Annotated in this window: 14 protein-coding genes and 1 other RNA gene; 10 read left to right on the top strand and 5 right to left on the bottom strand. The window is 71.7% G+C overall.

Annotated elements, in window-relative coordinates:
- Nucleotides 1-354: 354 nt before the first annotated feature.
- Both IF06_RS0112730 and IF06_RS0112725 read right to left on the bottom strand, forming a co-directional pair.
- Entirely contained in the window at nt 355-933 is a 579-nt protein-coding gene (locus IF06_RS0112730; protein WP_030271128.1) for an Rv3235 family protein, read from the bottom strand.
- A 95-nt stretch (nt 934-1,028) separates the two neighbouring features.
- On the bottom strand, nt 1,029-1,256 hold the full coding sequence (locus IF06_RS0112725; protein ID WP_013474124.1) for a helix-turn-helix domain-containing protein: 228 nt from the start codon (nt 1,254-1,256) through the stop codon (nt 1,029-1,031).
- Nucleotides 1,257-1,453: 197 nt separating this feature from the next.
- Between IF06_RS0112725 and IF06_RS0112720 the strand changes: the two genes are divergently transcribed.
- Nucleotides 1,454-1,963 carry a DUF6912 family protein gene (locus IF06_RS0112720; RefSeq protein ID WP_030271127.1) on the top strand — a complete coding sequence of 170 codons (510 nt, stop codon included), beginning with the start codon at nt 1,454-1,456 and terminating at the stop codon, nt 1,961-1,963.
- An 11-nt stretch (nt 1,964-1,974) separates the two neighbouring features.
- Here IF06_RS0112720 and IF06_RS0112715 read toward each other — a convergent pair whose 3' ends face one another.
- Complete coding sequence (locus tag IF06_RS0112715; RefSeq protein WP_030271126.1) at nt 1,975-3,024, bottom strand: hypothetical protein; 1,050 nt, start codon at nt 3,022-3,024, stop codon at nt 1,975-1,977.
- A 454-nt stretch (nt 3,025-3,478) separates the two neighbouring features.
- Between IF06_RS0112715 and pruA the strand changes: the two genes are divergently transcribed.
- The 9 genes from pruA (at nt 3,479) to IF06_RS0112675 (ending at nt 11,350) form a co-directional block, all read left to right on the top strand.
- Nucleotides 3,479-5,107, top strand: coding sequence for an L-glutamate gamma-semialdehyde dehydrogenase (gene pruA, locus IF06_RS0112710; RefSeq protein ID WP_030271125.1), 1,629 nt, complete (start codon nt 3,479-3,481; stop codon nt 5,105-5,107).
- 134 nt (nt 5,108-5,241) lie between these two features.
- Nucleotides 5,242-5,757 (top strand): PadR family transcriptional regulator, encoded by a 516-nt coding sequence (locus IF06_RS0112705; RefSeq protein WP_013284223.1) that lies wholly within the window; start codon nt 5,242-5,244, stop codon nt 5,755-5,757.
- A gap of 35 nt (nt 5,758-5,792) precedes the next feature.
- Nucleotides 5,793-6,914: a peptide chain release factor 2 gene (gene prfB, locus IF06_RS0112700; RefSeq protein WP_013284224.1), complete on the top strand. Its 1,122-nt coding sequence runs from the start codon at nt 5,793-5,795 to the stop codon at nt 6,912-6,914.
- 118 nt (nt 6,915-7,032) lie between these two features.
- Nucleotides 7,033-7,713 carry a cell division ATP-binding protein FtsE gene (ftsE, locus tag IF06_RS0112695; protein WP_013284225.1) on the top strand — a complete coding sequence of 227 codons (681 nt, stop codon included), beginning with the start codon at nt 7,033-7,035 and terminating at the stop codon, nt 7,711-7,713.
- A 64-nt stretch (nt 7,714-7,777) separates the two neighbouring features.
- A complete protein-coding gene (ftsX, locus tag IF06_RS0112690) occupies nt 7,778-8,653 on the top strand; it encodes a permease-like cell division protein FtsX (RefSeq protein WP_013284226.1) in 876 nt (291 codons plus the stop codon).
- Nucleotides 8,654-8,786: 133 nt separating this feature from the next.
- Nucleotides 8,787-9,266, top strand: coding sequence for an SsrA-binding protein SmpB (gene smpB, locus IF06_RS0112685; protein WP_030271124.1), 480 nt, complete (start codon nt 8,787-8,789; stop codon nt 9,264-9,266).
- A 103-nt stretch (nt 9,267-9,369) separates the two neighbouring features.
- Nucleotides 9,370-9,745: a transfer-messenger RNA gene (gene ssrA / locus IF06_RS33090) on the top strand.
- Nucleotides 9,746-9,939: 194 nt separating this feature from the next.
- Entirely contained in the window at nt 9,940-10,365 is a 426-nt protein-coding gene (locus tag IF06_RS0112680; RefSeq protein WP_030271123.1) for a hypothetical protein, read from the top strand.
- A 40-nt stretch (nt 10,366-10,405) separates the two neighbouring features.
- Nucleotides 10,406-11,350 carry a hypothetical protein gene (locus IF06_RS0112675; RefSeq protein WP_030271122.1) on the top strand — a complete coding sequence of 315 codons (945 nt, stop codon included), beginning with the start codon at nt 10,406-10,408 and terminating at the stop codon, nt 11,348-11,350.
- A gap of 3 nt (nt 11,351-11,353) precedes the next feature.
- Here IF06_RS0112675 and mdlC read toward each other — a convergent pair whose 3' ends face one another.
- Both mdlC and IF06_RS0112665 read right to left on the bottom strand, forming a co-directional pair.
- Nucleotides 11,354-12,946, bottom strand: a complete 1,593-nt coding sequence (gene mdlC, locus IF06_RS0112670) for a benzoylformate decarboxylase (RefSeq protein ID WP_030271121.1) — start codon at nt 12,944-12,946, stop codon at nt 11,354-11,356.
- Between the two features lie 109 nt (nt 12,947-13,055).
- On the bottom strand, nt 13,056-13,856 hold the full coding sequence (locus tag IF06_RS0112665) for an S-methyl-5'-thioadenosine phosphorylase (protein WP_013284231.1): 801 nt from the start codon (nt 13,854-13,856) through the stop codon (nt 13,056-13,058).
- Between the last annotated feature and the right edge of the window lie 135 nt (nt 13,857-13,991).

Here is a 13,991-nt window from a genome sequence, read left to right as displayed (position 1 = left end):
CCTCCCTCCCGCCCTCCCTCGCGCCCTCCCTCGGTCGATCTTGCAGTTGCGGCCCCTGTTGTGACCGATTCATGCCGGAATCGGGGGTACGAAAGTGCAAGATCACGGGGGTTTGGTGGGGTGGGGTGGGGTGGAGATCCTCGTTCGGCTGGTTGTTGCGGCGAGCCTCCCGTTGGGCGAGATTGGCGTTCCGCTTGGTGGGAGCGGTGGAGATCTTGGTAGGAAAGGGCCCCTATGAGGGCCGTTTGGTACCAAGATCGCGCAGGCCCGGGCGCTGGGTGCCGGGCGTCCGCACGCCGATCGGCGCGGGTGGCCGCGGCGCGTCGGGCGAGGTCGGGGAGGTGATGGCCGGGCTCAAAGGACGTCCAGGACCTGGCACAGCCAGGTGCCTCGGCGGCGTTCCAGGCGTATCGCCACGGCCCAGCTCGCGCCTCCGGCGCCCGCGAACACGGCGGTGGCCTCGACCGCACCCGCGCGCGGCTCGCACACCCGCAGGCGCCGCAGCAGCAGCGCCGGCCGGGCGGTACGGCGGCGGACCGGTGTCACCCGGCGGGCCGCGCGGGTCAGCTCGGCTGCCACCGGGCCGGCCGACTCGGGCAGGCAGAGCGGCCGGAGCTGACCGGGCGGCCGGAAGCCGTTGACGATCTCCAGGAAGGTGCGCACGAACAGGTGCGCGGCTCGCGCTCCCTCGGGTGTGGCGGAGGCGAGGGCTGACGCCTGCGCCCCGGACCAGCGGGGCCAGGCGGTCGCCGGGTCCGGTGCTCGACCGGCGGGGCGTGTGGCGGCACGGCGGCGTGGGTCGGCCAGGTCGAGCGTGAGCTGACCGACGGGACTCCAGAGCTGCTCCTCGTCGGTGCACGGCGGGTCGAGCGGCGGGGCGGGCCGGAGACGGACCGGCGGGCGGGGTGCGCGGGGACGGCGGGTGTCGACCATCTCGAATCCTTGCGTTTGCCTTCGTTTGCCTCCGACAGGCTCTCATCTTCCCGGACATGGACGATCGCCGTCAATGGCCCACGGTCCCCGGGTGGTCACTCCTCGTCGCGCTCACCGAGCGGGTTGCCGCGTACCCATTCGGCGGTCTCGGCGTACTTGCGCTCGATGTATTCCTCCAGCCGGGCGCGCTCGACCCGCCACTGGCCCCGGCCACCGATCTTGATCGCGGGCAGTTCGCCGCTGCGGACCATGTGGTAGACCTGCGAGTCCGACACGTTCAGCTCGGCGGCGACGTCGGACAGCAGCAGGAACCTCGACTCCACGGTGTGACTCCCGGGGTTGGTTGCGTTTGCTTCAGTTTGCCATCACCAGGTGACATCGCCGCGCGCCCGTTCGGGAGACACACCGGCGGGAGACTTCACCCGCGCGGGTGCCGGGTGTATGACGGTCTCGGCGTACGGCATGATCGGCGCCCGGAGTCGGCGTCCGCCGGCGATCGGCCTGAGTGTGGGAGTGACCGGTGACCGACGAGCTTGTCCGGGTGTACCTGCCGGCGACCGTTCCCATGCTCGCCCGGCTGCGCGAGGAGGGGCTGAGCGCCGAGGCGGCGCACGCCGTGACCCCGGAGCTGCGCGAGTGGTACGCCGAGGGCGACGAGGAGGAGCTGGAGTACGTGGCCTTCACCCGGGCCGCCCAGGACGCGCTGCTCCTGCTCCGGCACGACCCCGCCGCGCCCCGGCGACGGGTGGTGGTCTCGGCCGACCTGCCGGCCCGTGCTGTCGGCCGGGTCAACGGCGAGCTGGGATCGAGCGTGGTCCGGCCGGTCGGACCGGTACCCGTGAAGTCGGTCGCCGCGCTGCACGTGGACGGCGCGGACGCGGTCGAGGATGTGGCCGCCGCCGTCGACGTGGTGGTGGAGGCCCAGGCCGGCGACCCGGACGCCCAGTTCACAGTCGACGGCGCCGAGGACCACGAACTGGAGTGGTACGACGTGACCGAGCTGGACCTGCTCCTGCGCGAAGCGGGCTGACGGCGCGCGGTTCAGGCCGCGGGCTCGTCCTCGTCGTCGTCCACCGGGCGCGGCCCGAGCGTGCGCCCGAAGACGATGAGCGTGGTCAGCGCGCCCACGAAGAGCACCCAGATCCCGTTGTCCACCCGCGAGGTGCCCAGCGCGGTCTGCGCCACCTCGTCGGCCTCGCTGAGCGCCGCGGCCAGGTCGAGCAGCCCACGGCCGCCGATCCGGATGATCACCTCGGTGAGCAGCAGGAGCAGGCCCGCGCCCGCCCCGGCGACCAGGTAGGCCGGCCAGCGCAGCGGCGACGCGGCGCCGTCGCGGCGCTCCGCCCGGCGCCGGGACCAGGTGAGATAGAGGTACGCGGCCAGGCCGGCGAGCAGCCCGGCGAGCAGCGACTCGGTACGCGAGACCCACTTCGCGGCGTCGAGCACCGACTGCTGGGTCTCCCCGGCGCCGAACAGGTCGGAGAGCGGGTCGCGGACGCGGCTGAACAGCACCACGAAGATCTGCGCGGTGAGCGTGGCCAGGGTGATCGCCCCCACCACCCGGGCCTGGCGCGCACCGGCCATCGCCCCGCCGATGATCGCTGCCGCCGCCGCGGTACCGGCGATCGTGTTCGTGGTGGCGTTGTCCGCGTACGTCAGGTTGATCGCCACCGCGGTGACGAGCCCGACCAGGAGGCCGGTGCCGACGGCGGCCAGGAAGCGCAGCGTGGCGCGGCCCAGCCGGTTGGTCGCGAGCAGGGCCACCGTGGCGCCGGTGACCAGCGCCGCGGTGATGACGCCGGGCAGCGCGTACGCGGAGAGGCTGATCGCGGTGACGCCTGCCGCCGTGGAGTGGATCGCCTCGCGGGTGGACCAGAGCATGGCGGCCAGCCACCCGACCGAGATCAGGGCGAGCACGATCGCGCCCGGCGCGAACTCCGGCCGCCCACCGGTGACAGTGCCCTCGTCCGCGTGCCCGGCTGCTTCCTCGCCGGAGGGCGTCTCGACGGCGGTCCCGTCGCCCGTGGTGGGCTCGACGGCCTCGGGCTGATCCGTCTCCGCGGCCGTGGAGCTGCCGGGCTGGTTGCTCATCGTCTTCCCTTCGACGGTCGCCGGATCTTCCCGCGTCGGGCGGGGCAGGTCACCGGTCATCCAGCGTACGCGGCGTGCCGCCGCTCCCCGGGTGGGCCGTGTGCCGTCCGCGCCTTGATCGACTGCAGTACGCCGATCTGGTGGTATCCCGAGGGCTCGGATGCCGCCGTCCCCCCGAGTGGAGTCGATCAATCGGTCTGCGCGGGTGCCGACGAATCGTCGATGAACGGGGGTTGCGATCCGATGTTTCGTCGGGTGTGGGTGGGTTGAGCCGACGGTCCCGAGATGATCCGGCTGTCCGGTGTGGCGGGGAGGCGCGGCCCGCGGGGGCGTCTCGTGACAGAATCGGGCCAGGTCCCGCCGCCGCTGACCCCGCGGTGTCCGGCGTCCGGCCGCCGGCCGGCGCCAGCGGGTCCGGTTTCGCCGTCGCCGTCGAGATCGCCAGGAGCCTGTGATGGACGCCGTGTTCTCCGTACCCGAGCCGCTCAACGAGCCGGTGCACACCTACGAGCCCGGCAGTGCCGACCGGGAACGGCTCCAGCGGCGGCTGGCCGAACTGGCCGCCGAGCGGATCGAGCTGCCGATGACGATCGCGGGCGAGCGCCGGATGGCCGGCGGCGCCTCGATCGACGTGGTGCAGCCGCACAAGCACGCGCACGTCCTCGGCATCACCGGGCACGCCACCCACGACGACGCCCGCGCCGCGGTCCGGGCCGCCAAGGACGCCGCTCCGATGTGGCGGGCGCTGCCGTTCGAGGAGCGGGCCGCGATCTTCCTGCGCGCCGCCGACCTGCTCGCCGGCCCCTGGCGGGACACGCTCAACGCGGCCACCATGCTCGGCCAGTCCAAGACCGCCGTCCAGGCCGAGATCGACGCGGCGTGCGAGCTGATCGACTTCCTCCGGTTCAACGTGCACTTCGCCCGGCGACTCCTGGCCGAGCAGCCGCTGTCCTCGCCCGGGGTCTGGAACCGCCTCGACCACCGGCCGCTGGAGGGGTTCGTCTACGCGATCACCCCGTTCAACTTCACCGCGATCGCCGGCAACCTGCCGTCCGCGCCGGCCATGCTCGGCAACACTGTGGTCTGGAAGCCGTCCCCGACGCAGCAGTTCGCGGCGCACTTCACCATGCGCCTGTTCGAGGCCGCCGGCCTGCCGCCCGGTGTGATCAACATGGTCACCGGGCGCGGCGAGGAGGTCTCCGAGGTGGCGCTGGCCGACCCGGACCTCGCAGGTATCCACTTCACCGGCTCGACCAAGGTGTTCCAGCACCTGTGGAAGACCGTCGGCGACAACATCGCCCGCTACCGGGGCTACCCCCGGCTGGTCGGCGAGACCGGCGGCAAGGACTTCGTCGTCGCGCACCCCAGCGCCGACGTGGACGCGCTGCACACCGCGCTGATCCGGGGCGCCTACGAGTACCAGGGCCAGAAGTGCTCGGCCGCCTCGCGGGCGTACGTCCCGCGGTCGATCTGGGAGGGCGGGCTGCGCGACCGGCTCGCCGCCACCGCCGACTCGCTGACCTACGGCGACGTGACCGACTTCAGCAACTTCGGCGGCGCGGTGATCGACGACAAGGCGTTCGGCCGGCACACCGCCGCGCTGGAGCTGATCAAGGGCGACGACTCGTGCCGCATCCTGGCCGGCGGCACCGCCGACGACTCGGTCGGCTACTTCGTCCGGCCGACGCTGTTCGAGTGCTCCGACGCCGCGCACGAGACGTTCACCACCGAGTACTTCGGGCCGATCCTCGGCGTGCACGTCTTCGACGACGCCCGCTTCGACGACGTGGTCACCCAGGCCGAGTCGATCGCGCCGTACGCGCTGACCGGGTCGATCTTCGCGACCGACCGCCGGGTGGTCGACCAGGTGGCGGAGAAGATGCGGTACGCCGCCGGCAACTTCTACATCAACGACAAGCCGACCGGCGCGGTGGTCGGGCAGCAGCCGTTCGGCGGCGCCCGGGCCAGCGGCACCAACGACAAGGCGGGCTCCTGGCACAACCTGGTCCGCTGGATGTCGCCGCGGACGATCAAGGAGACGTTCGTCCCGCCGACCGATCACGTCTACCCGCACATGGGCTGAGGCGCTCCGAGAGGGCCCGCCCCAGCCGGGGCGGGCCCTCTTCCTCATCCGACAGTGCACATCGGACCCGTCATCGGGTGCCGAAATGAGCAAATCCTGGACGCCAGAGCCGACAAAGTGGCAGCTTAGAGGGCATGGCGGAATCCGGAGTCAACCCGACGGCAGCAGCTCTGCTCGGTCTGCTGCACGACGGCCCGATGACTGGCGGCCAGTTGATGGCTGCCGCTGAGCGCCGGCTGGCGCCGTACTGGTCGATGACCCGCAGTCAGGTCTACCGGGAGCTGCCGGTCCTGGCCGAGAAGGGTCTGGTGCGTCTCGGCAAGCCCGGGCCGCGGATGAGCCAGCCGTACGCGCTGACGGCGGCCGGGAAACGGACATTCTCCCGCTGGCTGGCGGAGAATCCCGGCAAGGACACCATCCGTAACCCGATAGCGCTACGGATCGCGTTCGGTGACCTGCACTCGTCGAGCCAGCTCAAGAACCTGTACGCGACGGCGAACGAGTACCACACCGAGGCGCTGGCGGCGGTGCGGGAGCAGGTCAAGAACGCCAAGAAGGAAGGCGACAGCTACGACGCCAGCGCGCTGGAGTTCGCCGTCGCCTACCACAAGGCGGCGCTGTCCTGGCTGAAGACCGCGCCCGTCGGCTGACCACCTGCGTCGACCAGGCAGTAGTCTTGTCTGTCGTGACCGCTGCCGATTACGCCGAACAGCTCAAGGACCTCGACGCCACGCTGCGCAACATCGAGGCTGTGCTCGACCTCGACAAGCTGCGCGAGCAGAAGGCCCGGCTGGAGCAGGAGGCCTCCGCCCCCGACCTCTGGGACGACCAGGCCAAGGCGCAGCAGGTGACGTCGCAGCTGTCGTACGTCAACGGCGAGATCACCAAGCTCGGTGACCTGCGCTCCCGGCTCGACGACGCCGGGGTGCTGCTGGAACTCGCCCAGGCCGAGGACGACCCGGGCGCGCTGACCGAGGTCGAGTCGGAGATCACCGGGCTGACCAAGGCCATCCAGGAGATGGAGGTCCGGACGCTGCTCTCCGGCGAGTACGACTCGCGGGAGGCGCTCGTCGCGATCCGGGCCGGAGCCGGTGGCGTGGACGCGGCCGACTTCGCCGAGATGCTGCTGCGGATGTACCTGCGCTGGGCCGAGCGGCACGGCTACCCGACCGAGGTCTACGAGACCTCGTACGCCGAGGAGGCGGGCCTGAAGTCGGCCACCTTCACGGTGAAGGTGCCCTACGCCTACGGCACGCTCAGCGTGGAGTCCGGCACGCACCGGCTGGTGCGGATCAGCCCGTTCGACAACCAGGGCCGCCGGCAGACCAGCTTCGCCGGGGTCGAGGTGCTGCCGGTCACCGAGCAGACCGACCACATCGACATCCCGGAGAACGAGGTCCGGGTGGACGTCTACCGGTCGTCCGGGCCGGGTGGGCAGAGCGTCAACACCACCGACTCGGCGGTGCGGCTGACCCACATCCCCACCGGCATCGTGGTGACCTGCCAGAACGAGAAGTCCCAGCTCCAGAACAAGGCGTCCGCGATGCGGGTGCTCCAGGCCCGGCTGCTGGAGCGCAAGCGGCAGGAGGAGGAGGAGAAGCTGGCCGGCCTGAAGACCGGCAGCACCAGCTCCTGGGGCGACCAGATGCGCTCGTACGTCCTGCACCCGTATCAGATGGTGAAGGATCTGCGTACCGAGCAGGAGACGGGCAATCCGTCCTCGGTCTTCGACGGTGACCTGGACAGCTTCATCGAGGCGGGAATCCGCTGGCGGAAGCAGCAGCAGCTCAGCGCTGACAGTGCGTGATCACGGTTGGACGCAGCGCGTCATCGATCTCGGTCTGACCGGGTAAATCGATGACGCGCACCGCTTCGGCGGGGCGTGGGGCTTGGCTCTGCGGTTACACCGCGTAGACTACCGACCCGTGATTCAGCTTGAGCAAGTGACGAAGACGTACCCGAAGGCGTCCCGGCCTTCGCTCGACAACGTGTCCGTCTCGATCGAGAAGGGCGAGTTCGTCTTCTTCATCGGTCCATCCGGCTCCGGCAAGTCCACCATCATCAAGTTGCTGCTGCACGAGGTCACGCCCAACAAGGGCCGGGTCGTCGTCAACGGCAAGGACGTCACGTCGATGCGTTCCTGGAAGCGACCCCACTTCCGGCGTTCCATCGGCTGCGTCTTCCAGGACTTCCGGTTGCTGCCGAACCGCACCGCGTACGAGAACGTGGCGTTCGCGCTGGAGGTGATCGGTAAGACGAAGGCGGTCGCCCGCCGGGTCGTGCCGGAGGTGCTGGAGCTGGTCGGTCTCGGCGGCAAGGAGCACCGCTACCCGCACGAGCTGTCCGGTGGTGAGCAGCAGCGTGTCGCGGTGGCCCGGGCGTTCGTCAACCGGCCGCTGATCCTGCTGGCCGACGAGCCGACCGGAAACCTGGACCCGGACACCTCGATCGAGATCATGCGCCTGCTGGACCGGATCAACCGCACCGGTACGACCGTCGTGATGGTCACGCACGACTCCAACATCGTGAACCAGATGCGGCGCCGGGTCATCGAGATCGAGAGCGGCCGCATCGTGCGCGACCAGGCCCGGGGCGTCTACGGCTGAGCCGGCCGACGTTCCGTAGACCCTGACGACGAAACCTCACGCCGGAGAGCCGGAGGATATCCCGATGCGGATGAAGTACGTCCTGTCCGAAGTACTGGTCGGGCTGTGGCGCAACGTCACCATGACCATCGCCATGATCATCACTATGGCGGTGTCGCTGTTCATGCTGGGCGGCAGCGGCCTTCTCTACCAGAAGGTCGGCGACATGAAGGACCTCTACTACGAGAACGTCGAGGTCTCGATCTTCCTGAAGACCGATGCCACCAAGGAACAGGTCGACGCGCTGGGCCAGCAGCTCGGCCAGGACCCGCTGGTCAAGGACTCGACGTACGTCAACAAGGAGCAGGCGTACGAGCGCTTCCAGCAGATGTACGCCGACGCCCCGGACCTGGTCAGCGCCGTCAAGCCGGACCAGCTTCCCGAGTCGTACCGGGTGAAGCTGAACGACCCGGAGCAGTACAAGGCGATCTACGACAAGTACAAGGCCACCGAGGGCATCGACACGATCGTCGACCAGAGCAAGCTGCTCGACAAGGTCTTCGGCGTGCTCAGCGGGTTCCAGAACGGCGCCCTCGCGATCGCCACCGTGATGGCCATCGCCGCCCTGCTGCTCGTCGCGAACACCATCCAGGTCGCCGCGTACAGCAAGCGGCGTGAGGTGGCGGTCATGAAGCTCGTCGGCGCGTCGAACTGGTTCATCCAGGCGCCGTTCGTGCTGGAGGCGGTGGTGGCCGGTCTGTTCGGCTCCATCCTGGGCCTGCTCGCGTTGGTCGGGGTGAAGCTGCTGTCGGCCGGCAGTTCGATGGCGGCCCTGGAGGGCCTCATCACCCCGATCTCCTGGTCCGAGATCTTCCTGACCTTCCCGCTGATGGCCGCCGTCGGTGGCGTGGTCAGCGCGGTCACCGCCTGGGTCACGCTCCGCTTCTACCTGCGGGTCTAGTCACCTCGTACGGCTCACCGAGGGCCCTTCCGCGCCGGAATAAACGGCGCGGGAGGGCCCTTGTGGTTCCGGTAGCATGATCTCCGCTCGCCGGCCGGTGGCCGGTGAGTCGATCAGGAAGGGGGTGGCGCCGATGCCACGGGAAAAGGGTCGCAAGGTGGTCGCCTCCAACAAGAAGGCGCGCCACGACTACGCCATCCTCGACACGTACGAGGCGGGCATGGCGCTCACCGGCACCGAGGTCAAGTCGCTGCGGGCCGGGCGGGCGTCGCTCGTGGACGCGTTCGCCCAGGAGCGTGACGGCGAGATCTACCTGCACGCCATGCACATCCCGGAGTACGCCCAGGGCACCTGGACGAATCATGAGCCCCGGCGTACCCGGAAGCTGCTGCTGAACCGGCTGGAGATCGACCGGCTGCTGGGCAAGCTCAAGGAGAGCGGCCTGACGCTGGTGCCGTTGCAGGTCTACTTCTCCGACGGCTGGGCCAAGGTGGAGATCGGCCTGGCGCGGGGTAAGAAGTCGTACGACAAGCGCCAGGACCTCGCCAAGCGGGACGCCGACCGGGAGATCGCCCGGGCGGTGGGCCGGCGCGGCAAGGGCATGGGTGAGTGATACGTCCGGTTCGTCCGGTGGTCCGCGTCGAGCGGGCCTCGGGATGAAACCGGTTGCGCCAGGCGTTAGGCTTGGTGTGCTGCCGACAGGGGCAGCGCTTCGAGGGGGTGACTGGTTTCGACTTCGTACGCAGCGACAGGGGAAGCGAGCCGAGGAAGCCGACGTCGTCTCGAGAATCGGTCGTCGGAAACCAATAAGCGCCAAGAACAATCGCGCTGACTTCGCTCTCGCCGCCTGAGGCGAGTAGCAAGTCTGTCGGCCTGGGAGCGCCTTCGACCCAGTTAGCCGGCATCAGCTAGAAGGCTGGCCAATCGGACCCGGTCGCGGGGTCCGTGCGGCGAGATCAATCAGCGACTGGGCCCGTCACACCAACTTGCTCGCGTGAGCGGTGGGGCCGAGTAGAGGCATAGCGAGCTGCGCTCGGAGAAGCCCTGACAAACCGGCGAAGGACCCGGGTTCGATTCCCGGCACCTCCACCACACGGCCTGTGCGCCCCGGTCCACCCGGACCGGGGCGCACAGTCGTCTCTGGGGCCGCCATCTCTGGGGCCTGCGGGGCGGCTGGGGCCGGTGATGCCCGAGAGGCAGATGAGGCGGCGCCGACCGCTGGACAGGCCCTCGAACCAGGTCCACCATCGCCATACGGGTTCGCACCCAGCAGCGGGAGGTGTCCCATGGTCACCAGTCCGATCCAGCAGCCGACCGCCGTGCTCCCGAGCGCCGTCGGTGACCTGCGCGCCCTCGGGCGGGCACCGGCCACCGGGCCGCGCTGGCGGGAGCGACTTCTCACCGATCTGGACCCGGTCCGGCGGGGCTTCACCGAACACGTCCGCGTCACCGAGGGAGTGGGTGGGCACTACGCCGACCTGGTGCGCGCCGCGCCACGGCTGGACCGGGGCGTACGCCTGCTGGTCGGCGAGCACGCCGCGATCAGTGCGGCGCTGGCCGCGCTCCAGTACGCCGTACGCCTGCCCGGGGTGTCCGCCGCGGAGGTGCGGGCCCGCACCCGCGACCTGGTGCGCGCGCTCGACCGGCACCGGCGGCACGGCGCCGACCTGCTCTGGGAGGCGTACCAGGCCGACCTCGGCGGCGAGGACTGAGCCGGGGGAACCGGCCGGGACGGGCAGGCGTCCAACCCGTATGCGTCGCGTGCTCGCCCTGCTCGGGATCCCGTTGCTGGCCCTCTCCGCCTGCGCCACGCCCGGCGCCGATCCGGGGGCGGCCCCGCCCGCCGGCCCGGACCAGCGGACCGCGTTCACCGAGCGGGCCGAGGAGGTGGCGGCGGGCTGGCGGCCCGGGCCGGGCTGGCGCGACGGGTACGTGCCGCTCCAGGACGCCACAGTGCTCACCGGCGACCCGGGCTTCACCGAGGAGACGAAGACGGCGTTCGGCGCCGGCTGGTACCGGGACCAGATCCCGATGCCGGCCGACGTGCCGAAGGACGGCACGATCCGGTTCCCCGACGGCACGCTGCGGGTGCCGCTGGTGAGCGCCGCCGACGCGTACGCCGAACTCCACCAGGGCGACCCGCCGCCGTGCGACGGGCGCCCGGCCGCACCGGACCCGGCACCGACCGGGCGGCCCGGCCCCAACGACCCGGTGTCGACCTCGGCGCCGGGCGCGTGCGTGGCGCTCACCGTGACCGGGGTACGGCTGGGCACCGCACCGGTCTGGACCAGCCGAGGGCGTGCCGAGGTGCCCGCCTGGCTGTTCACAGTGGACGAGCTGGCCGTACCCGTGGCGCGGATCGCTGTCGCACCGCGCGTGACCGGCCGGGCCCCCGGCGGCGCGGTGCCTGCCCGGCCGCTCCCGGCGGGCCTGGTGTCCGCGCAGCAACTGCGGGCGGTCGACGGCGACCGCATCGACTACCTGCTCGGCGTCGGCGCCTGCGACGGCCCGCCCACCCCGCTGGTGCTGGAACGGCCGGACGTGGTGGTGATCGGCGGCGCCGTCGTTACGCCCACCGGCCCCTGCACCGCCCAGCTCGTGATGAAGCCGGTGAGCGTCACGCTCGGCGCGCCGCTCGGCGGCCGGGCCGTGCTGGACGCCGCCAGCGGTGCCCCGCTGACCGTCCGGCCCGGCTGAGACTCACAGGATCCGCGGCACGTCGGTGCTGATCGGCACCGGCAGCACCGTCGGCCGGTCCGCGCCGAGCGCGGCGGCGAGCGCCGCACCGAGCCCGTCCGGCGTGGTCACCTCACCGGCGCAGCCGTAACCGTGCGCCACCGCCGTCACGTCCAGCCCGGGCAGGTCCAGCGCCGGCACACCAGGCGTGTGCTTCAGCTCGGCGAACGCCTTGAGGATCGCGTACTGCTGATTCACCGGGACCACGACGGCGAGCGGCAGGCGCAGCCGCGCCGCCGTCCACAGAGCCTGGACCGAGTAGTGGAACGAGCCGTCGCCGACCACCGCGACGACCGGGCGGCCACGCCCGGTGTCGCGCTCGGCGAGCGCCATGCCGACCGCCGCCGGCAGCCCGAAGCCGAGACCGCCGCTGGCCATCGTCAGGTACGAGCGGGGCCGCTCGATCGGCAGCCGGCGGCGCAGCGCGGCCAGGTTGGACGGCGACTCCTGCACCAGCACCCCGTCCGCCGGCCACACGGCGGCGAGCGCGGCGAACAGCGCGTCGGCGCTCGGCGGGTCGGCCGGCTCCGGCAGGGCCGGCTGCGGGCGCGGTGACGGCGCCGCCCGGTCGGTCGGCGGCAGCAGCTCGCACAGCGCGGCCATGGTCAGCCCGGCGTCGCCGAGCAGACTCTCCCCGACCGGAGCGCGGGCCGCCTCGTCCGGGTCGTCGGTGACGTGCAGCAGCCGCGCGTCACCGGGCAGGTAGTCGCCCGGCACGTGCGGGTAGTAGCGGAACACCGGCGCGCCCACCACCAGCACCACGTCGTGGCCGCGCAGCGCCTCCGACAGCGGCCCGATCGCGTACGGCAGCACGCCCCGGAAGTGCGGGTGGCGCTCCGGGAACACGGCGCGCTCCGGCGCCGGGGCGGCCCAGACCGGGGCGGCCAGGTGTTCGGCCAGCGCCACCGCTTCCGGCCAGGCGTCCGACCGGTCCACCGCCGCGCCGAGCACCAGCGCCGGGGCGCGGGCGGCGGCCAGCGCGCCGGCGAAGCTCCGCAGCCGGTCCGGGTCCGGCGCGATCCGGGTGGCGACGGTACGCACCTGCGGCGGCGGGTCGGCCGGACGGTCCCAGTCGTCCATCGGCAGGGACAGGAAGACCGGCCCGGCGGGTGGCTGCACCGCCGAGGCGTACGCCCGCATGAAGGCCGCCGGGATGTCCTGCGCGCGGGCCGGCTCGTGGGCCCACTTGACGTACGGCTGGGCCAGCTCGACCGCCCGGGGACTGGCCAGGCGCGGCTCGATCAGCAGCATCTCGCGGGTCTGCTGGCCGGCGCTGACGATCAGCGGGGTCCGGTTGTGCCAGGCGGTGACCAGGTTGCCCATGCCGTTGCCGGTGCCCGGCGCGGTGTGCAGGTTGACGTGCGCGGGCCGGCCGGTGCCCTGGGCGTAGCCGTCGGCCATCGCGACCGCCGACGCCTCCTGGAGCGCGTGCACGTAGTGGAAGTCGTCCGGGAAGTGCTGGAGGAACGGCTCCTCGGTCGAGCCGGGGTTGCCGAAGACGGTGGTCAGGCCGAGCGCGCGCAGCAGGTCGTAGGTCGCCTCCCGCACCGTCGCCATCGCCGGCTGCCTCCGTTCCGCACGCGGATGCCGGAGCCGGCCCGGTGCCCAGTCTCCCGACCAGCCGAATCTATCGGGCCGAAGGCGACTTTTCGGGCGCTTCCCGCGCTCAGGGCAGCGGGAACGGCAGCTTGATCCCGTCCAGGGCGCTTCCGCACTCGCACTCCCGCTCGGTGGGCAGCGCCGCCACGGCGTCCAGCAGCAGCCCGCGCAGCCGGTCCGTGTTCTCCGCGAAGACGCGGAACACCTCCTCGTGGGTGACCGACTCGCCCGCCTCGACCCCCGCGTCCAGGTCCGTCACCAGCGCGATCGACGTGTAGCAGAGCGCCAGCTCGCGGGCCAGCACCGCCTCCGGGTGGCCGGTCATGTTGACGATCGTGCCGCCCATCGAGGCGAACCAGCGCGACTCCGCCCGGGTCGAGAAGCGCGGACCCTCGACCACGACGACGGTCCCGCCGTCCACCGCCGGCACGCCCCGACCGGCCGCCGTGTCCAGCAGCGTGCGCCGCCCGGCCGGGCAGTACGGGTCGGCGAACGACACGTGCACCGCGCCCCTGTCGTAGTAGGTCTGCGCGCGCCCGCTGGTGCGGTCGATCAACTGATCCGGCACCACGAACGTCCCCGGCCCCAGCTCCGGCCGCAGGCCACCCACCGCACAGGGCGCCAGCACCTGGCGTACGCCGAGCGACCGCAGCGCCCAAAGGTTGGCCCGGTAGGGGATCAGGTGCGGCGGGTACCGGTGATCGCGCCCGTGCCGGGGCAGGAACGCCACCCGGCGACCGCCCACCTCGGCGACCGTGATCGGGCCCGACGGCTCGCCGTACGGGGTGTCCACCACGTGTTCCACCCCGTCGAGCAGGGCGTAGAGCCCCGACCCGCCGATCACCGCCAGTTCGGCCTGCGCCGCCATCCGGCCCTCCCTCGATCCGTCGTGATCACCCGCCCGTCAGACCTTAACCAGCGGGCCGGACGCAGGCTATGGTGCGTGACATGGCGTTGACAGGGTGGACGGTCGACGGCCTCGGGCCCGTACGGGCGCACGGCT

It is taken from the genome of Micromonospora globosa (assembly GCF_000717585.1).
Classification (GTDB): domain Bacteria; phylum Actinomycetota; class Actinomycetes; order Mycobacteriales; family Micromonosporaceae; genus Micromonospora; species Micromonospora aurantiaca.
This window is presented reverse-complemented; position numbering and strand designations above follow the sequence as displayed.